Annotated in this window: 16 protein-coding genes; 6 read left to right on the top strand and 10 right to left on the bottom strand. The window is 65.7% G+C overall.

The window, feature by feature from the left end:
- The first annotated feature begins 26 nt into the window (after positions 1–26).
- Positions 27–452: an OsmC family protein gene (locus ACE039_RS06415; RefSeq protein WP_006227908.1), complete on the top strand. Its 426-nt coding sequence runs from the start codon at positions 27–29 to the stop codon at positions 450–452.
- A 123-nt stretch (positions 453–575) separates the two neighbouring features.
- Positions 576–1,865: an Nramp family divalent metal transporter gene (locus tag ACE039_RS06410; protein WP_448710142.1), complete on the top strand. Its 1,290-nt coding sequence runs from the start codon at positions 576–578 to the stop codon at positions 1,863–1,865.
- A gap of 87 nt (positions 1,866–1,952) precedes the next feature.
- On the opposite strand, the gene ACE039_RS06405 is transcribed toward ACE039_RS06410, so the two are convergent.
- Together ACE039_RS06405 and ACE039_RS06400 are read right to left on the bottom strand one after the other, a co-directional pair.
- Positions 1,953–2,174 carry an XRE family transcriptional regulator gene (locus tag ACE039_RS06405; RefSeq protein WP_448710143.1) on the bottom strand — a complete coding sequence of 74 codons (222 nt, stop codon included), beginning with the start codon at positions 2,172–2,174 and terminating at the stop codon, positions 1,953–1,955.
- Between the two features lie 181 nt (positions 2,175–2,355).
- Entirely contained in the window at positions 2,356–2,973 is a 618-nt protein-coding gene (locus ACE039_RS06400; protein WP_485821950.1) for a TetR/AcrR family transcriptional regulator, read from the bottom strand.
- Positions 2,974–3,056: 83 nt separating this feature from the next.
- Here ACE039_RS06400 and ACE039_RS06395 point away from each other — a divergent pair, with 83 nt between their 5' ends.
- Complete coding sequence (locus tag ACE039_RS06395) at positions 3,057–4,340, top strand: MFS transporter (protein ID WP_448710145.1); 1,284 nt, start codon at positions 3,057–3,059, stop codon at positions 4,338–4,340.
- Positions 4,341–4,356: 16 nt separating this feature from the next.
- On the opposite strand, the gene ACE039_RS06390 is transcribed toward ACE039_RS06395, so the two are convergent.
- Positions 4,357–5,064 (bottom strand): GntR family transcriptional regulator, encoded by a 708-nt coding sequence (locus ACE039_RS06390; RefSeq protein WP_332008810.1) that lies wholly within the window; start codon positions 5,062–5,064, stop codon positions 4,357–4,359.
- Between the two features lie 128 nt (positions 5,065–5,192).
- On the opposite strand from ACE039_RS06390, the gene ACE039_RS06385 reads away from it, so the two are divergent.
- The 3 genes from ACE039_RS06385 to ACE039_RS06375 are packed head-to-tail and all read left to right on the top strand — an operon-like array spanning position 5,193 to position 8,323.
- Entirely contained in the window at positions 5,193–6,188 is a 996-nt protein-coding gene (locus ACE039_RS06385) for a Bug family tripartite tricarboxylate transporter substrate binding protein (RefSeq protein ID WP_448710146.1), read from the top strand.
- Between the two features lie 41 nt (positions 6,189–6,229).
- A complete protein-coding gene (locus ACE039_RS06380) occupies positions 6,230–7,030 on the top strand; it encodes an enoyl-CoA hydratase-related protein (protein ID WP_448710147.1) in 801 nt (266 codons plus the stop codon).
- 21 nt (positions 7,031–7,051) lie between these two features.
- The gene (locus ACE039_RS06375; protein ID WP_485821949.1) at positions 7,052–8,323 is read left to right on the top strand and encodes a CaiB/BaiF CoA transferase family protein; all 1,272 of its coding nucleotides are present in this window, start codon (positions 7,052–7,054) and stop codon (positions 8,321–8,323) included.
- Positions 8,324–8,618: 295 nt separating this feature from the next.
- On the opposite strand, the gene ACE039_RS06370 is transcribed toward ACE039_RS06375, so the two are convergent.
- From ACE039_RS06370 to ACE039_RS06340, 7 genes are all read right to left on the bottom strand, one after another.
- On the bottom strand, positions 8,619–9,347 hold the full coding sequence (locus tag ACE039_RS06370; protein WP_448710149.1) for an ABC transporter ATP-binding protein: 729 nt from the start codon (positions 9,345–9,347) through the stop codon (positions 8,619–8,621).
- Positions 9,344–10,147: an ABC transporter ATP-binding protein gene (locus ACE039_RS06365; RefSeq protein WP_448710150.1), complete on the bottom strand. Its 804-nt coding sequence runs from the start codon at positions 10,145–10,147 to the stop codon at positions 9,344–9,346. Before ACE039_RS06365 ends, ACE039_RS06370 begins: the two co-directional genes overlap by 4 nt.
- The gene (locus ACE039_RS06360) at positions 10,144–11,232 is read right to left on the bottom strand and encodes an ABC transporter permease subunit (RefSeq protein WP_485821948.1); all 1,089 of its coding nucleotides are present in this window, start codon (positions 11,230–11,232) and stop codon (positions 10,144–10,146) included. The genes ACE039_RS06365 and ACE039_RS06360 overlap by 4 nt, the downstream gene beginning before the upstream one ends.
- A complete protein-coding gene (locus ACE039_RS06355; RefSeq protein ID WP_409516543.1) occupies positions 11,229–12,080 on the bottom strand; it encodes a branched-chain amino acid ABC transporter permease in 852 nt (283 codons plus the stop codon). The genes ACE039_RS06360 and ACE039_RS06355 overlap by 4 nt, the downstream gene beginning before the upstream one ends.
- A gap of 234 nt (positions 12,081–12,314) precedes the next feature.
- Entirely contained in the window at positions 12,315–13,460 is a 1,146-nt protein-coding gene (locus tag ACE039_RS06350) for a branched-chain amino acid ABC transporter substrate-binding protein (RefSeq protein ID WP_332008241.1), read from the bottom strand.
- 265 nt (positions 13,461–13,725) lie between these two features.
- Complete coding sequence (gene putA, locus ACE039_RS06345; protein WP_485821947.1) at positions 13,726–17,547, bottom strand: trifunctional transcriptional regulator/proline dehydrogenase/L-glutamate gamma-semialdehyde dehydrogenase; 3,822 nt, start codon at positions 17,545–17,547, stop codon at positions 13,726–13,728.
- Between the two features lie 144 nt (positions 17,548–17,691).
- Positions 17,692–18,240, bottom strand: a 549-nt coding sequence (locus ACE039_RS06340) for a PqiC family protein (RefSeq protein WP_485821946.1), incomplete at its 5' end; no start/stop codon positions are given.

Here is an 18,240-nt window from a genome sequence, read left to right as displayed (position 1 = left end):
GGCGCGCCCCCTCAACAGGAGTCACCATGAAGAAAACCGCATCCGCCGCCTGGTCGGGCGATCTGAAGACTGGCAAGGGCACGATCTCCACGCAAAGCGGCGCGCTCAAGAGCCAACCCTACGGCTTCAATACGCGCTTCGGAGACACTCCGGGCACCAACCCCGAAGAATTGCTGGGCGCCGCCCATGCTGGCTGCTTCACCATGGCTCTGTCCAACATCCTGTCCGAATCCGGTCTGGTCGCCACCAGCCTGGACACGAAGGCCGAAGTGACGCTGGACAAAGTGGACGACGGGTTCTCCATCACCGCCGTCCACCTGACCGTGGAAGCCGTCATCCCCGGCGCCACCGCGCAAGCTTTCGAGGAAGCCGCGCGCAAGGCAGAAACCGGCTGCCCGGTATCGAAGGTGTTGAAGGCCAAGATCACCATGGACGCCAAGCTCAAGTCCTGATCCTTGTTGAATGGCGCGCCCGGGCGGCGCGCCATTGGGCCACCCTATCCCCGCCTTGCCCAAAATCAATTTGACGGCCGACGCGCACTTCTAGAAAATGAGAACCATTCTCAGGAGTGTCGCATGACCGGATTCATCTACGCGATATCAGGCGGCAGAGCCGCCCTTGCGCAAGACGCCCAGGTATCGGCGAATCTGCGGCGCATGGTCGGATCGGGCATCCTGGTGGCCGTCGGCTACATCGATCCGGGCAACTGGGCCACCGACATCGCTGGCGGCAGCGGCTTCGGCTACGGGCTGTTGATGGTTGTCATCACCTCGGCCTTCCTGGCTCTGGGCTTCCAGATTCTGGTATCGCGCCTGGCCTTGGCCACCGGACAAGACCTGGCCACCCTGACGGCCCGGCACCTGCCGCGCGGTTGGTCCAAAGCCGCCTGGCTGGCCGGCGAAGCCGCCATCCTGGCCACTGCGCTGGCCGAACTGATCGGCGGTGCGATCGCGTTGCGCCTGTTGTTCGGCCTGCCCCTGATCGCTGGGGTGGCCGTGACCGGCGTCGGCACCTTCGCCGTACTGGCGCTGACGCGCGGCAACGCCGACCGCCATGAACGCGTCATCGCGCTGCTGCTGGGGGTCGTGGCCGCGTCGTTCGTATTCCTGCTGTTCAAGGCCAATCCGGCGTGGACGGCAGTCGCGCATGGCGTGACGGAGACCGGCCGCGCCCTGCGCGATCCGCAGGGATTCCTGATCGCCTTGGGCATCCTGGGCGCGACCCTGATGCCGCACAACCTCTATCTGCATTCCGGCTCGCTGGCGGAACGCGCGCAAGCGCTACCCTCGACCGCCCGCGACATGGCGATGCGCCTGGCCCGCAACGACACCATTGTGTCGCTCGGCGTGGCCATGCTGATCAATTCGGCCATCATGATCGTGGCGGCGGCCTCGCTGTCGGGGTCGGGGCTGATCGTCTCCAGCCTGGACGACGCCCACGCCGTGATCGGCCAGACGCTGGGCGTCGGCGCCGCCATCGTCTTTGCCGTGGCGCTCTATGCCGCCGGCCAAAGCTCGACCATCACGGGTGTGCTGGCTGGCCGCATCCTGTCCAAGGGCTTCCAGCTACGCAGCAACTGGTCCGACCGCCGCCGCGCCCTGATGACCCGCCTGGTCGCGGGGGCCGCCGCGGTTGGCCTGCTGGTCTTCACCGGGGGCAAGGATCCCGACGAACTGCTGGTGCTAAGCCAGGTCATCCTTAGCCTGGCGCTGCCTTTCGCACTGGGACCGCTCGTGGTGCTTGCTTGCCGCAAGGGCGTGATGGGCCAATACGCGCTACGCGGCGCCTGGGCGTGGGCCGCCATCAGCGCCACGGTCGGCATCGTGGTGTTGGACGGGTACCTGCTGGTCGACATGGCGGTCTAGGCCTTCGCCACCTGCCGTCTCGCATGGCCCAAGGCCATAAAAAAAACGCCAGCATCTGCTGGCGTTTTTTTGGCTGACCGCTTGCGCTCAGTGGCGGGCGGAGATGACCGGATGCTGCTGCCGGCCGGCGTCCATGTCGTGCAGCACTTCGCCGACGGCGCCCCCCCAGGATGCCAGGCGCGCTTTCAGGCGCAGCCAGTTGCCACGGGCGAAGGGGCCGGACAGGGTTTCCGCTTTGACGGCCTCGCGGATCAGGGACCGCTCCAGCGCATCCGACATACGGGCATTTTTCAACGCGGTATCGCTCATGATTCTCTCCTTGAGAAAGCGCGATGTGGAACAACACAAATTCATGTTAGATCCGCGTTTGCTGCGTTGCAACGTAAATTTGAACCATTATTTTGTTCGTTGCGCAATGGGTACAAACACCACCATTACGGTGCATCCGGCACCACATTAAGCACCGTTGTTGTGCGGTGCAATACGCCTTTCAGCCGGGAAGGTGGGCCTGGATCAGCTTATCGGCCATTTCGGCAACCCGTCCCGCCGGTCCGCCCGCGCCGAATAGCTGACTGGAAACGAACGCGCCCTCGATCAATAGCAGCAAACCATCGGCCAGCGCCTGGGGGTCGGCCGCGCCCATGCCCGCCGCCATCTCGTTCAAGCGGCGGCGCAACGTCAGCTTGTGCTCGACGGCGACGGCCCGGGCCGGGTGCTCGGATTCGGGATACTCGACCGCCGCGTTGGTCAGGCCGCAGCCTCGATAACCGTTCTGCACGGCGCGCTTGCCCAATCCGGACAGGTAATCCAGCAACTGCGCTCGCGGGTCGCCCGGATGGGCCGCGCAGGCGGCATCGAAACGCGCCCAGAATTCGGCGTCGTAGTCGCGCAGATAGGTGGCCGCCAGCTCGTCCTTGGACGAAAAGCTGCGGTACAGGCTGGGCTTGGTCACGCCCGCCTGGGTGACGATGGCGTCCACCCCGACCGCGCGGATTCCGTCGCGATAGAACATTTCGCGCGCGGTCTTGCGGATGCGGTCGGCCGCCAGCAGGGGTTTGGGTGCCGGGGTGTCCGGCGTCACGGACGGGGCGGTGGGTTTGCTGGCCATTCGGGTCTCCATCAAATAGTGCTTGACGATGTTACTGACCGGTACGTACTATTCGCAAACCTCAATACGTACCGGTCAGTAACATGAGTATAGCCCAGCCTCCTATCCCGTTCCGGCGTGCCGGCCAGAAATACGCGTTTGTCGTGGTCGCGGTCATTTTCCTGTCATTGCTGGTGTCGGCCGGGCTACGCTCGTCGCCCAGCGTCCTGCTGGTGCCGCTGGAAGAAGCCTTTGGCTGGAGCCGCAGCTCGATTTCGTTCGCTGCCGCAGTCGGCATCTTCCTTTATGGGCTGATCGGTCCCTTCGCCGCCGCGGCGATGGAACGCTTCGGGCTGCGTCGCATCCTGATTGGCGCCCTGCTCCTGATGTCAGCCTCCAGCGCCGTCAGCGCCTACATGACCGAACCGTGGCACCTGATGATGACCTGGGGCGTGTTCTCGGGCATCAGTTCCGGCGCAGTGGCGTCGGTATTGGGCGCGACGATCGTCAATCGCTGGTTCACCAAGCACCGCGGGCTGGTCATGGGCCTGTTGACGGCCAGCACCGCCAGCGGCACGCTGGTCTTCCTGCCCGTGCTGGCCACGCTGGCCTCGTCCGGCGATTGGACCCGGGTGGTCTGGACCGTGGCGGCCGCCGCCGCGGCGATGGTGCCGCTGGCCTGGTGGCTCGTGCCCGACCGGCCGTCCAGCGTCGGCCTGGTGCCGTTCGGCAGCGACCCGAATGCAGCGCCGGCTCCCGCCGCGCCGCGCACCGGCATGGTGGCGGCCACTTTCGGTGCCCTGGCCCGCGCCGCCAGGACGCGCACGTTCTGGTTCCTGTTCGCCACATTCTTCATCTGCGGCTTCACCACCAACGGTCTGGTCGGCACGCACTTGATCGCGCTTTGCGGCGACCACGGCATGCTGGAAGTGCAGGCCGCCGGCCTGCTCGCGATCATGGGCATTTTCGACCTGGTGGGCACGACGGCATCGGGATGGCTGACCGACCGCTACGACCCGCGCAAACTGCTGTTCGTCTACTACGCGCTGCGCGGCCTGTCGCTGATCTACCTGCCCTATTCCGACTTCTCGTTCTACAGCCTGTCGATCTTCGCGATCTTTTTTGGTCTGGACTGGATCGCCACGGTGCCGCCCACGCTGCGCCTGACGACGGAGGCTTTCGGCGAGCGTGACGCGGCAATCGTGTTCGGCTGGATCGTCGCCGGCCACCAACTGGGCGCGGCAAGCGCCGCCTGGATGGCCGGGGCCATCCGCGAAGCGCAAGGCAGCTACATGATGGCCTTCGTGATCTCGGGCATCACGGGGCTGATCGCCGCCGTGATCGCGCTGCGGATCGGCAGAAGGCAGTTGGCGGCGCAGCCGGCCTGAGCCGGGTCGGCCAGGTTCAGGCTTTGACCGCGGCGCCCGGGCGGCCACGAAGGTTGTAGGCCTTCTTGCCGCCCACATGCTTGCGGATCAGCGTTTCGGCGCGTTTACCGTCGCGCGCCATCAAGGCCTGAACAAACGCCTCATGGTCCGCCACTGCGGTCGTCCATTCGTCAAGATCGAAATTGGACTTGTAGCGCAATGCCTGAACCTGCAGGTTCAGGCGGTCATAGGACTGGGTCAGCGCCGGATTGTGCGCGGCGCGATTGATGGCGATGTGCGTGCCCATGCTGGCCGCGAAATACGCCCGGATATCCCGCTTCTCATAGTTTTCAAGCATCTGCGCATGCAAGCCTGCGATCTGCGCAAGCTCCGCATCCGATGCGCGTTCGGCGGCGCTGCGCACCGCCAACCCCTCCAGCACGGACAGCACGTCGAAGATGTTCTCGATGTCGTCCGCCGACAACTCGATCACCATGGCCCCGCGCTTGGGCTGCAACGCCACCAGTCCGTCCGAGGCCAGCATGCGGTAGGCCTCGCGCAATGGCGTGCGTGAAATCTTCAGCTGTTCGCACAGGTCGCGCTCGTTAAGCCAGGTGCCCGGCTTCAGCGTGCCGTCGATGATCAGTTGCCGTAGCCGCTCGGCAACGACCGCCGGCAAGGTGGGATGGTGGATGGCCAAATCCGGGACGGACACGTCCGGAATCAGGGTTTCAGGGTTAGCCATGAGTTGTTCACGCTCGCAACATCGATTATTTTTGTATCTGGTATACCAGACACCAAAGGCATACCAACCTGACCCCATCATAAATCAAGCAACACCCGGGCAGGCCTCATCCACCAAGGAGACTCACTATGAACAAGCATGTTCGCGGCTGGACACGCGCATTGACGCTGACAGCCAGTCTGGCCGCCGTTGCCCCTGCCCTGGCGCAAGACCCGGCGAAGTGGCCGGAACGTCCCATCCGGCTGGTCGTCGGCTTTGTACCGGGCGGCGGCACCGACGTGTCGGCCCGCATCGTTTCCGCGCGCCTGTCCACGTTGCTGGGCCAGCAGATCGTGGTCGAAAACAAGCCGGGCGCCTCCGGACTGATCGCGGCCGACTACGTCGCCAAGGCGGACCCGGACGGCTACACGCTGCTGCTGGCCAACATGCAGTCCACGGTCGCCGCCCCCTACGTCGTGCAATCCAGCATCGATCCCATCCGCGATTTCACTGCGGTGCGCTACATCGGGTCGGTGCCCAACGTGCTGGTCGTGAATCCGGCCAAACACAGCTACGCCACCGTTCAGAACCTGGTTGACGACGCCCGCGCCAAGCCCAAGCAACTGCTATACGCCTCGTCCGGCATGGGCAGCCCCCAACATCTGAGCGCCGCGCGTTTCTCGCAGATCGCCGGCGTATCGATGGAGCACGTCCCCTACAAGGGCAGCGGCCAGGCGATGACCGACCTGCTGGGCGGCAGCGTGGACATGAACTTCGACACCCTGCCCGGCGCGATCAACCAGATCCAGGCCGGCAAGCTGCGCCCGCTGGCGGTGACCAGCGCGGAACGCAGCAAGCGGCTGCCCGATGTGCCGACGCTTGCCGAATCCGGCATCAAGGGCCTGGACATCGTGCAGTGGTACGCGGTGCTGGCACCCGCCAAGTTGCCCCGCCCGATCCTGGACAAGCTGGACCGCGCGCTGGCGCAGACCCTGGCAGACCCCGAGATTGTGGCCAAGCTGGCCGACCAGGGAATGGATCTGCGCGGCGGGCCGCAGACGCCCGCCGCATTCGCGACCTATGTGCAGGACGAATGGACCAAGTACGGCAAGCTCACCAGCAGCCTTGGCCTGACGAAACAATGATCCCTGCGGGTTTCGCCCCCGCGTCTGACGAAAGGAACACCATGAGCGCTACCTCTACCTCCGACTCCTCGCCCATTCTGCTGCAACGCGACGGCGACATCGCGACCGTGGTGCTGAACCGCCCGGCAAAACTCAACGCATTCACGATCGACGGCTGGCGTCTGCTTGGCGACATCTTCCTGGAACTGGACCGCGACGACAGCGTGCGCTGCGTGGTGCTGCGGGGCGCGGGCGAAAAGGCGTTCTCGCCCGGTAACGACATCAGCGAATTCGAAACGGCGCGCAGCAACAAGCGGCAGGCGGTGGAGTACGGCGCCGTCATGCGCCGCACGATCGAGGCCATCGGCGGCTGCCGCCACCCAGTTGTCGCGCAAATCCACGGCATCTGCGTCGGCGGCGGACTGGAAATCGCCAGCTTGGCCGATCTGCGCATCTGCGGTGAAAGCTCGCGGTTCGGCGTCCCGATCAAGAACCTGGGACTGGTGATGTCGTACTCGGAACTGGCGCCGCTGGTGCGCCTTGTCGGGCCGACGACCGCGCTGCAAGTGCTGCTGGAAGGCACGATATTCGACGCCGCCGAAGCCTTGCGGCTGGGCGTCGTCACCCGTGTCGTGCCGGACGACCAAGTGGCCGAACAGGCACAGGCCGCCGCGCGCCGCATTGCCGACGGGGCGCCCCTGGTGGCGCGCTGGCACAAGAAGTTCGTGCGCAACCTCGTCCAGGGCAAGACCTTGACCGACGCCGATCGCGACGAAGCCTTCGACTGCTTCGATACCGAGGATTTTCGCGCCGGCTACCGCGCTTTCCTGGCCAAGGCCAAACCGCAATTCAGCGGCCGTTGAACCAGACATCAAGGAACATGCATGCATAACGATATCCGCGGCCCCGGCCGCCCGCTGACCGCCAATGCCGATGCGCCCGCCGGCGCGCTGGCCGGCATGCGCGTGATCGAGCTGTCGCAAATCATGGCCGGCCCGACCTGCGGCATGATGCTGGCCGATCTTGGCGCCGACGTCATCAAGGTCGAGAAGATCGATGGCGGCGACGATTCCCGCCAATATCGCGACCCGCAGATCAATGGCATCTCGGCGCCGTACCTGATGCTCAACCGTAACAAGCGCGCCATCGCGCTGGACCTGAAACATCCCGAGGGCAAGAAGGTCTTGCTGCGCATGATCCGGGACGCTGACGTCGTGACCGAGAACTTCCGCAAAGGCACGATGGAAAAGCTGGGCCTGGGCTACGACACCCTGCGCAAGGAGAACCCCGGCCTGATTTATTGCGCCGTCTCGGGCTACGGCACCACCGGCCCCTACGCCGACAAGGGCGGATTCGATCTGGTGGCGCAGGGATTTTCGGGCTTGATGGCGATTACCGGCGAACCCGGCGGCGCACCGTTGCGCACGGGGAACTCCGTGGCCGACATCAATGCGGGCCTGCTGGCGGCGTTTGGCGTATTGGCCGCGTATCAGCACAAGCAGCGCACCGGCGAGGGTCAGATCGTAGAGACCTCGCTGCTGGAGGCCAGCCTGCAGCAGCTGTATTGGCACGCCGCGATCTACTTCGGCAGCGGCGTATCGCCCGGCCCCACCGGATCGGCGCATGTGCTCAGCGCGCCATACCAGGCGTTTCCCACGGGCACCGACTGGATCATCATCGGCGGCGCGAACGAGAAGAACTGGCAGCGCATCACGCAAGCGCTGGGCAAGCCCGAATGGGCGGACGATCCGCGCTTCGCACGCAACCGCGATCGCATGAATAACCGCGACGAACTGGTGGCGGAGATGTCGGCCATCCTGGAGACGCGCAGCGCGCAGGAATGGCTGGACGTTTTCGACGAGGCCGGCGTACCCGCCGGACCGGTGCATTCGATCGCGCAGGCGCTGTCGCATCCGCAGACGCTGGCGCGCGGCATGGTGGTGGAACAGGACCACCCGGTCGCGGGCAAGGTGCGCACCGTAGGCATGCCCGTGAAGCTGTCGGCCACGCCTGCGCAGTATCACCGCGCGGCGCCGCGGCTGGGCGAGGACACCATCGCGATCCTGGGAGAGTTCGGCTACGGCCAGCAGGAAATCGACGCACTGGTCGAAGCTGGAGTCGTCATGGCCGTGGACCGTGAACGCGCACCGGCTTAGAACATTTCTGGCTGGATAGCTGACGGTCGGTTTTGTGAGGCAGGGTTCTTGAGTCGCCGGCGTCCGAACTGCGGGATTCCGATGCTCGCCCCGGTGGGGCTGCGCTTCGGATCCCTCCGCCCGGCCACCGGCTCACGGCATCTGCCCATGAACGGGGTCCAAAACCAACGCATGAGGCCGCCGGCAGCCGAGGATCCCGGAGCCATCCGAAGCGCAGCCCCACCGGGGCGAGCATCGGAATGACGCAGGGAGGCCTCGGCGGCTAAAGAACCCGGACACCCGCAAGCTCGATGCCCTACTCGACCTCGCCCAGATAGGCCGCGCGCACTTTGGGGTCGTGCAGCATGTCGCCGGCGGGCCCGGACAGGATGATCTCACCCGACTCCATCACATAGCCGCGATGGCTGTTTTCCAGCGCCAGGCGCGCGTTCTGTTCGATCAGCAGGATCGTCACGCCTTCGCTGGCGATGGTGCGAACCACCTCGAAGACCTTCTCGACCATCAAGGGCGCCAGGCCCATCGACGGCTCGTCCAGCAACAGCAGCTTCGGACGCGCAATCATCGCGCGACCCATCGCCACCATCTGCTGCTCGCCCCCGGACAAAGTGCCTGCCGCTTGCTTGCGGCGTTCGGCCAAACGCGGGAACAAGGTGAAGACGCGGTCGGTGTCCTGCCGAACCTGCGCCGCATCGCGACGGATGTACGCGCCCATCGCCAGGTTTTCCTCGATGGTCAACTGGCCGAAGATGCCGCGACCTTCCGGCACCATGACCAGGCCCTTGCGGACCAGGTCATGCGACTTCTGGCCGCCGATCGATTGCCCGCCGTAGACCACTTCGCCGCCGGCCAGCGGCACCAGGCCGCAAATGGCGCGCAACGTCGTGCTCTTGCCGGCGCCGTTGGCGCCGATCAGGCACACGAGTTCGCCTTCGTCCACGCGCAGGTCGATCCCGCGCACCGCGCGGATGCCGCCGTAGGCCACCTGCAAGCCGCGCAGTTCCAATAAGGGTTGGGATGCCGTCATGTTGCCGGGCTCTCCTTGTGAATCAGCGGATCCTGGGCCGCGCCGGCGCCCAGGTACGCTTCGATAACCTTGGGATCGCGTTGCACCTGGGCAGGTTTGCCCATCGCCAGCACCTTGCCGTATTCCAGCACCAGCACGCGGTCGCACAGCCCCATGACGAGCTTCATGTCGTGTTCGATCAGCAGGACCGTGACGCCGTCGCCGCGGATCTTCTCGACCAGCTTGCGCAGCACCACCGTTTCCGACGCATTCATGCCGGCGGCGGGTTCGTCCAGCGCCAGCAGCTTGGGATCCGTCGCCAGGGCGCGCGCGATCTCAAGACGGCGCTGGTCGCCGTAAGGCAGCGAACGCGCGACGTCGTTGGCGCGATGGCCGATGCCCACGTAATCCAGCAGCTCTTGCGCCCGCGCCTCGATGGCGGCCTCTTCGGCACGCGTGCCGCGCGTGCGCAGCACCGCGCCCAGCACGCCGGCCTTGGTGCGCATGTGGCGGCCGATCATCACGTTCTCGATGGCGGACAGGTTGGCGAACAGGCGGATGTTCTGGAAGGTGCGCGCCAGGCCCGCGAACGCGACCTCGTGCGGCTTCTTGCCCGACAGGGACACGCCGTTGAAGGTGCAACCGCCCTCTTCCGGGATGTACAGGCCGGTCAGCACATTGAACAGCGTGGTCTTGCCCGCGCCGTTCGGCCCGATCAGCCCATAGATTTCGCCTTGCTCGATATCGAAGCTGACGTCCGACAAGGCCTGCAGGCCGCCGAAGCGTTTGCCCAGGCCCTGCGCTTGCAGCAACTTGCTCATGCTCCGCCTCCTTGCGCCTTGGTCGCGAGTTCGCGCTTGCGCACCGCGGACGGCCACAGGCCCGCAGGACGGAACAGCATGACGCACACCATCGCCAGGCCGAACAGCAGCATGCGGATGCCTTCGGGGTCCAACACCACGGCGCCAAACACCATGTGCTGGAAGGGTTCGACCACCGCGCGCAGGAATTCCGGCAACGCCGCCAGGATCAGGGCGCCCAGTATCACGCCGGGGATGTGCCCCATGCCGCCCAGCACCACCATGCACAGGATCGAGATCGATTCCATCAGCGAGAAGCTCTCGGGGCTGACAAAGCCCTGCATCGACGCAAACAGCGCCCCCGCGACGCCGCCAAACGAGGCGCCCATCGCGAAGGCCAACAGCTTGATGTTGCGGGTGTTGATGCCCATCGCCTTGGCGGCGATCTCGTCCTCGCGGATGGCTTCCCATGCGCGCCCGATCCGCGAATTCTGCAGGCGCACGCACACCACGATGATGATGAGCGTCAGCGCCAGCAGCAGGTAGTAGTACTTCTCGGGCCCGGTGAACCGGATGCCGAACAGGCTTTCCGTCCGTCCGAACGCAAACTCGCCCACCTTGAACGTGTCGATGCGGTTGATGCCCTGCGGCCCGTTGGTGATATTGATAGGCGCGTTCAGGTTGTTCAGGAAGATGCGGATGATTTCCCCGAAGCCCAAGGTGACGATCGCCAGATAATCGCCTCGCAACTTCAGCGTTGGCGCCCCCAGCAGCACCCCGAACAGGCACGCCACGGCCAGGGCGATCGGCAGGATCGCCCAGAACGGCAGATGCAGCCCGAAGTGCGGCGATGCCAGCAAGGCCCAGGTATAGGCGCCCACCGCGTAAAACGCGATGTAGCCCAGATCCAGCAGGCCGGCAAAGCCCACCACGATATTCAGGCCCAACGAGAGCATCACGTACAGCAACGCGAAGTTCAGGATGCGTACCCAGCTTTGACCAGCCATGCCGATCACAAACGGCAGCACCGCCAGCACGATACCAATCAACGCAATGCCGATCAGGTTGCGGGCCGACAGCCCGCTGGTTTTCAACGTGGCGTTCATGCGCGGTCCCCCACACGTTCGCCCAGCAGGCCGGACGGACGGAAGATCAGCACCAGCACCAACACGAAGAACGCGAACACGTCCTGGTAATGGCTGCCGAGAAAACCGCCGGTCAGGTCGCCGATATAACCGGCGCCCAGCGATTCGATGATGCCCAGCAGCAAACCGCCGGCCATCGCGCCCACCATGTTGCCAATGCCGCCCAGCACCGCGGCCGTGAAGGCCTTCAGGCCCAGCATGAAGCCCATCGTGTATTGCGACACGCCGTAATAGGTCGCGACCATCATGCCCGCCACGGCGGCCAGCGCAGACCCGATCAGGAACGCCGCCGAAATGACCGTATTGATGTTGACGCCCATCAGGCCCGCCACTTCGCGGTTCTGCGCTGTCGCGCGCATCGCCGTGCCCAGGCGGGTCTTGTGCACCACGGCCAGCAGGCCGCCCATGATCAGCGCCGCGATCACCACGATGGCGATCTGCAACGAGCTCATGCGCGCGCCGGCGAATTCGAACACGTGGGGCGACAGCACCTGCGGAAAGTTCAGGTAGTTGCGGCCCCAGCCCATCATCGCCACGTTCTGCAGAATGATGGACACGCCGATCGCCGTGATCAGCGCCGCCAGGCGCGGCGCGCGGCGCAGCGGCCGGTAGGCCACGCGCTCGGCCGTCCAGCCCACCGCCATGCACAGCGGCACGGACACCAGCAGGCCCACGCCCAGCACCACGAACGCGGACACGCCGGGATCGCCGCCCACCAGCGATATGGCGATGGTGGTGGCCGCCATGGCGCCGATCATGACGACGTCGCCATGCGCGAAGTTGATCAGCCCGATGATGCCGTACACCATGGTGTAGCCAAGGGCGACCAGGGCGTACACGCTGCCTAGCGTGACGCCGTTAATCAGTTGTTGAATGAAGATATCCATAGGGGCCGCGGAAATAAGCCTGGAAAAGTCGCGCGAGCCGCTCGGCCGGAGCCGTCACGGGCCGGGCGCGGGATGCGCGCCGCACACGCCGGGCGGCGCATGCGGACAAAGCGGGCGGACGCCGGCATCGCCGGGATCCGCCCTGTTCAACCCGCCTTAGTTGGCTTGGCTGACCATCGTTTCAACCATCTCCCACTTGCCGTTCTTGACTTCGTAGATGGTGACCGAGATTTCTTTCAGATCGCCGCGGGCATCGTAGGAGATGTGCTCGCTGGTGGCGCCCTTGCGGTTCAGCTTGGCCAGCACGGGCAGGTACTTCTCGGGCTTGGCCGAGCCGGCCTGCTCGATGGCGCTGATCATGTTCCAGGCGCCGTCATAGGCGTAGGGCGCATAGACGCCGGGGGCCTTCTTGAAGCGCGCCTGGTAGCGTTGCTCGAAATCCTTGCCTGCGGCCATCTTGTCCAGCGGCACGCCGGCAAGCGACGCGAAGGTGCCGTTGGCGGCGTCGCCGGCCAGCTTGATGAACGTATCGCTGCGGGTCATTTCACCCGACACCAGCGGCGCCTTCAAACCCAGGGTGGCCAATTGGCGCTTCATCGGGCCGGATTGCGCATCCAGGCCGCCGTAGAAGATCGCGTCGGGCGCCGAGCCCTTGATGTTGGTCAGGATGGCCGTGAAGTCGTTGGCCTTGTCCGTCGTGTATTCGCGGCGGACCACTTCGCCGCCGGCGGCCTTGACGGCCTTTTCGACTTCATCGGCCAGGCCTTGGCCATAGGCGGTGCGGTCGTCGATGATCGCGACCTTCTTGGCCTTCAGGTTCTGCACCATGAACTTGCCAACCGCGGCGCCTTGCTGCGTGTCGCTGGTCATCATGCGGAACGTGGTTTCGTACCCCTGCTTGGTGTATTCGGGCGAGGTCGCCATGGCGATCTGGGGCAGACCGGCCTCGTGATAGACGCGCGACGCGGGAATCGTCGTGCCGGAGTTGAAGTGGCCGAGGATACCCACGACATCCTGGTCGACCAGTTGCTGCGCCACCTGCACGCCCACCCGCGGATCGGCTTGGTCGTCGCGCGACACCAGCACGAACTTGGCCGGCTGGCCGTCAACCTTGATGCCCTTCTTGTTCGCTTCTTCCAGGGCCAGGTTCAGGCCGTTCTGCATGTCTTCGCCGTAGTGCGATTGCGGGCCGGTCAGCGGCGCGGCGAAGCCTAGCTTGATGTCGGCGGCCTGCGCGGCGGCGGTCATGCCGACGGCGGCGATGCTGGCGGCGAGAAGCTTCAAAGTGGTGCGGAACTTCATGGGGAACCCTCCGGGATGTCGGACTTAAGGCCTTGTTATACCTGAGCTTTTAGCCAGGCTTTTGGTTTCTTTTACTACCGCAGGCCCGGCGGTGGCCAGGTCCTGCGCATGCATTTTCTGCAAAGTCCGAATGCCGGGTTGCGACAGCCGGACTTGAGGTGCGACCGGATTTTGCTTCCAGTGCAACCTTGGCCGATATTGGAGATAACCCTTGGTTACTCGGCGATAACCCCCGACCCCTCGGGGGTTACCGCGCGGTCACTTTTTAGCCGATGGTCATGAGGCTGGCGTTGCCCCCTGCCGCGGCCGTGTTCACGCTGATGGAGCGTTCGGTCAGCAGGCGCTCCGGCACGTAGCCCGCCCCCGCCGCCACGGCGTCGGACGTCAGGCCATGCACCGACAAGATGGCGCCCGGACGCTGCGCAATGCGCTGGTTCAGCGCTTGCAGCGCATCGCCATCGCCTTCGAACAGCACCGCCTGGTAATCCGCCTGATCGACCTCGTCTTCGGCCAGAATGCCGGCCTGCCCCTGCTGTTCGGCATCCAGCGTGGCCAGCAGCGCTTGCGCGGCCGGCGTATCCGCGAACCAGGCGTGGTTGCCCGTCAGGCGGGCCACCGACCATTGCGCCCGCGCGCCGGCTTCGGTGGCCGCCACGCAATACACGGCGCCACGCGGCTCGACCATATAGGTGTTGGTCTCGCCGGTCGGGCCGGGCAACGCAATGCGCTGCGGCAACGGCGCCGCGGCGTCCAGCGCGGGGGGCAAGCCGGCCGGACGCGTGCCCAGCAAGCGATACATGTACAGCGGACCGCCCGCCTTGGGACCGGTGCCGGACAGGCATTCGCCGCCAAAGGGCTGCACGCCCACCACCGCGCCGACGATGTTGCGGTTGACGTAGACGTTGCCGGCGTGAACCTGCCCCGTCACGTGCGCGATCGTTTCGTCGATGCGCGTGTGCACGCCGAACGTCAGGCCGTAGCCCGTGCCGTTGATGGCATCCAACAAGGCGTCCAGTTCCTCGCGCTTGTAGCGCACCACGTGCAGCACCGGACCGAACACTTCACGCGTCAGTTCGCTGACGTGGTCGATTTCGATGATCGTGGGCGGCACGAAGGTGCCATGGCGGCACTCGCCGTTCAGCTCGACCTGGTCCACGCGATGGCCCGCCGTGCGCATCGTTTCGATGTGCCGCTGGATGCCATTGCGGGCTTCGGTATCGATGACGGGCCCCACGTCCACCGACAGGCGGTCCGGGTTGCCGACGCTAAGCTCGCGCATCGCGCCGCGCAACATCGTCAGCACGTAATCGGCGTTGTCTTCCTGCACGCACAACACACGCAGCGCCGAGCAGCGTTGGCCCGCCGAGTCGAAAGCCGAACTCAGCACGTCGAACACCACTTGCTCGGACAGCGCGGACGAATCGACCACCATCGCGTTCTGGCCGCCCGTTTCGGCGATCAGCGGAATGGTGTGCCCATCGTCGTCCAGCCGATCAGCCAGCGTGCGCGCGATGATGCGCGCCACGTCGGTCGACCCGGTGAACATCACGCCGCGCACGGCGGGGCTGGCAACCAGTTGCGCGCCCACGGTTTCGCCGCGGCCCGGCAGCAACTGCACGGCCCCTGCAGGCACGCCGGCCGCGCGCAGGATGGCGACCGCTTGCGCGGCGATCAGCGGCGTCTGCTCGGCGGGCTTGGCCACGACGGTATTGCCGGCGGCCAGCGCGGCCGCGACCTGGCCCGTGAAGATGGCCAGCGGGAAATTCCACGGACTGATGCACAGCACCGTGCCCAACGGGCGGTGCGTGTCGTTGCTGAATTCCCGTTCGGCCTGGTCGGCGTAGTAGCGCAGGAAGTCCACCGCTTCGCGAACTTCGGCGATGGCGTTCGGCAGCGACTTGCCGGCTTCCCGCACGATCAGGCCCAGCAGGGTCTGCATCTGCTCTTCCAGCAATTGCGCCGCGCGGCGCAGGCACTGCGCCCGCTCTGCGACGGGCGTCGACTGCCAGATGGGCGCGGTGTTGGCGGCGGCGCGCAACGCGGCGTCGGCCTCGTCGGCTTGCGCCTCGATCACATGGCCCACGACGTCGCGCAGATTCGCGGGGTTGCGCACTTCAATGGCGCGCGCCGCGTCCCATGCCTGGTCGCCCTCGCCCAACATCGGGCCCGCGCGCCACGGCGTGCCGGCGCTGGCCAGCAACGCGGCGGACAGCGATCCCAGCCGGTGTTCGTTGGTCAAGTCCAGGCCGGCGGAATTCGCACGGGCGCCCTGCTGCGGATTGCCATAGAGTTCGCGCGGCAGCGCGATCTTCTCGTGCGGCGCGCCCAGCGGCACAATGCGTGAGGCCGCCTCCACCGGATCGGCCACCAGCGTTTCAACCGGAATGCTCTCGTCGCCGATCAGGTTCACGAACGAGGTGTTGGCGCCGTTTTCCAGCAGACGGCGTACCAGGTAGGCCAGCAGCGTTTCATGCGTGCCGACCGGCGCATAGATGCGGCACGGGCGGTTCAGCTTGCCTTGGGCCAATGGGCCGACCACTTCGTCGTACAGCGGTTCACCCATGCCATGCAGGCACTGGAACTCGTATTGGCCGGGATAGTAGTTCTGGCCCGCCAGTTGATAGATCGCCGCCAGCGTGTAGGCGTTGTGCGTGGCGAACTGCGGGTACACGGCTTCAGGCGCGCCCAACAGCTTGCGTGCGCAAGCCAGGTAGGCCACGTCGGTGTAGAGCTTGCGGGTGTAGACCGGATAGCCTTCCAGGCCGTCCACTTGGGCGCGCTTGATTTCGCTGTCCCAGTAAGCGCCCTTCACCAGCCGCACCATCACGCGGTGGCGGCTGCGGCGGGCCAGGTCGATGACGTAATCGATGACGAACGGCGCGCGCTTCTGGTAGGCCTGGATGACGAAGCCGATGCCGTTCCAGCCGTCCAGCTCGGGCGCGAAACACAGCGCCTCCAGCAGGTCCAGCGAAATCTCCAGGCGGTCGGCCTCTTCGGCGTCGATGTTCAAGCCGATATCGTAGCTGCGGGCCAGTGCCGTCAGCGCTTTCACGCGCGGCAGCAGTTCCGCGATGACGCGTTCACGCTGGCTGCGGGAATAGCGGGGATGCAGCGCCGAGAGCTTGATCGAGATGCCGGGGCCTTCGTAGATGCCGCGGCCGGCCGCGGCCTTGCCGATCGCGTGGATGGCCTGCTCGTACGATGCGTAATAGCGGTCGGCGTCTTCCGCCGTGGTCGCGGCCTCGCCCAGCATGTCATAGGAATAGCGGAAGCCGCGCGCTTCCATCTTGCGGTTGTTGGCCAGCGCTTCGGAAATCGTCTGGCCCGACACGAACTGTTCGCCCATCATGCGCATGGCCATGTTCACGCCCTTGCGCACCAGCGGCTCGCCGCCCTTGCCGATCAGCCGGGTCAGCGCCTTGGACAGCGACTGCTCGCTGCTCACGGCCACTAGTTTGCCGGTGATCATCAGGCCCCATGTGGCGGCGTTGACGAACAGCGATTGCGAGCCGCCCATGTGCGACTTCCAATCGCCGCGGGCGACCTTGTCGCGGATCAGCGCGTCGCGCGTGGCGCGGTCGGGGATGCGCAGCAGCGCTTCGGCCAGGCACATCAGCGCCACGCCTTCCTGGCTGGACAACGAAAATTCCTGGATCAGCCCTTCGACGCCGCCGCCGCTGCGCTTGCCGCGCAGCTTCTTGACGAGGTCGGTCGCCATCGCGTGAACCTTCTCCAGGTTCGGCATGCGGGCCTGGCCCAACAGCAGCGGCACGCATTCCGGCTCGGGGCGGCGGTAGGCCGCGGTGATCGCGGCGCGCAGCACCGACTGCGGCTGCACGTCCTGGCCAAACTCGTAGAACGGCGGCGTGGGGGCCGACTGGCTATCGCCCGCCTCGTCTTCCGTGCCGGTATCCAGGCCCAGATGCGACATTTCCGCAGGCAGATGGCCGCGTTCGATCTTGTCCAGGTAGGCAAGGATCGCCTGCTTGTGCAGCCAATGCGGCGTGCAGTTGAGCTTGTGCGCGGCCGCCTTCAGGCGGTCGCGTAGTGCGTCATCGACTTTGACGCCAAGGGTCGTGCTGGCCATAAGAGATTGCTTCCTGTCGCATGGCAAAGGTAATACTGGATCCGAAAAGAACCCAGCATGGGTAGGACCGTATGCTAGACAGGTTGCAACCGCGTTTGTATTAAGGTTAACCCTAGGTTAACCGTTTGAGATCATGCGAATTTCTCAGTCTTTCAGCGCCGAGCACCCCAGCATCTGCACGGATCCGGACCCCGTGGGGGCCTGGCCGCGCATCGCCGAGGCCATTGCCCCGGCCAGTCTGACCACGGCGCGCTGTTGCGCGGCAATCAGCGCCGGCACCCCGGCTTCCGACACGGTTTCCGTGACCAGGCTGCGGCACAGCAAGCCCGCCCCCTTCATATTGACGGGCCGGACACGCCAGGTGGCGTCCAACTGCGCCATGCTGCCGGAGACGAGGTCGAAGCGCTGCACGTCCGTCTGTACGCGCCACACGGCCGCCCCCGGGCCGGGCTTGACCGCTTGCACGTCCAGCGCACCCAATTCCCGCTTCAGCGCATCCGACAGCGCGCCGCGCAATTCGTCGCCCAGCGGTGAACTCCAACGTTCCGAATACAGCGCCGACACGCTGCCATCGCCCGTGCGCACCATCAACTGCGGCTGATCCGCCTGGGTCGACAGACTGACGGGTTGAACTTCGATCAAGAATCCCGCCGGCGCCGCGGCGGACGCGGGCGCCGGCGCCGCCGGCCCGTG

It is taken from the genome of Achromobacter maghribensis (genome assembly GCF_057334215.1).
The sequence above is the reverse complement of the archived record's forward strand: the minus strand, read 5'-3'. Positions and strand labels throughout refer to the sequence as shown.

What these genes read in the sequence shown, in the direction of transcription:
- ACE039_RS06365 (WP_448710150.1), bottom strand. Translation starts at nt 10,147, where the DNA reads ATGAGCAAGTTGCTGCAAGCGCAGGGCCTGGGCAAACGCTTCGGCGGC.
- ACE039_RS06380 (WP_448710147.1), top strand. Translation starts at nt 6,230, where the DNA reads ATGAGCGCTACCTCTACCTCCGACTCCTCGCCCATTCTGCTGCAACGC.
- ACE039_RS06385 (WP_448710146.1), top strand. Translation starts at nt 5,193, where the DNA reads ATGAACAAGCATGTTCGCGGCTGGACACGCGCATTGACGCTGACAGCC.
- putA (WP_485821947.1), bottom strand. Translation starts at nt 17,547, where the DNA reads ATGGCCAGCACGACCCTTGGCGTCAAAGTCGATGACGCACTACGCGAC.
- ACE039_RS06410 (WP_448710142.1), top strand. Translation starts at nt 576, where the DNA reads ATGACCGGATTCATCTACGCGATATCAGGCGGCAGAGCCGCCCTTGCG.
- ACE039_RS06390 (WP_332008810.1), bottom strand. Translation starts at nt 5,064, where the DNA reads ATGGCTAACCCTGAAACCCTGATTCCGGACGTGTCCGTCCCGGATTTG.
- ACE039_RS06370 (WP_448710149.1), bottom strand. Translation starts at nt 9,347, where the DNA reads ATGACGGCATCCCAACCCTTATTGGAACTGCGCGGCTTGCAGGTGGCC.
- ACE039_RS06360 (WP_485821948.1), bottom strand. Translation starts at nt 11,232, where the DNA reads ATGAACGCCACGTTGAAAACCAGCGGGCTGTCGGCCCGCAACCTGATC.
- ACE039_RS06395 (WP_448710145.1), top strand. Translation starts at nt 3,057, where the DNA reads ATGAGTATAGCCCAGCCTCCTATCCCGTTCCGGCGTGCCGGCCAGAAA.
- ACE039_RS06400 (WP_485821950.1), bottom strand. Translation starts at nt 2,973, where the DNA reads ATGGCCAGCAAACCCACCGCCCCGTCCGTGACGCCGGACACCCCGGCA.
- ACE039_RS06355 (WP_409516543.1), bottom strand. Translation starts at nt 12,080, where the DNA reads ATGGTGTACGGCATCATCGGGCTGATCAACTTCGCGCATGGCGACGTC.
- ACE039_RS06415 (WP_006227908.1), top strand. Translation starts at nt 27, where the DNA reads ATGAAGAAAACCGCATCCGCCGCCTGGTCGGGCGATCTGAAGACTGGC.
- ACE039_RS06375 (WP_485821949.1), top strand. Translation starts at nt 7,052, where the DNA reads ATGCATAACGATATCCGCGGCCCCGGCCGCCCGCTGACCGCCAATGCC.
- ACE039_RS06405 (WP_448710143.1), bottom strand. Translation starts at nt 2,174, where the DNA reads ATGAGCGATACCGCGTTGAAAAATGCCCGTATGTCGGATGCGCTGGAG.
- ACE039_RS06350 (WP_332008241.1), bottom strand. Translation starts at nt 13,460, where the DNA reads ATGAAGTTCCGCACCACTTTGAAGCTTCTCGCCGCCAGCATCGCCGCC.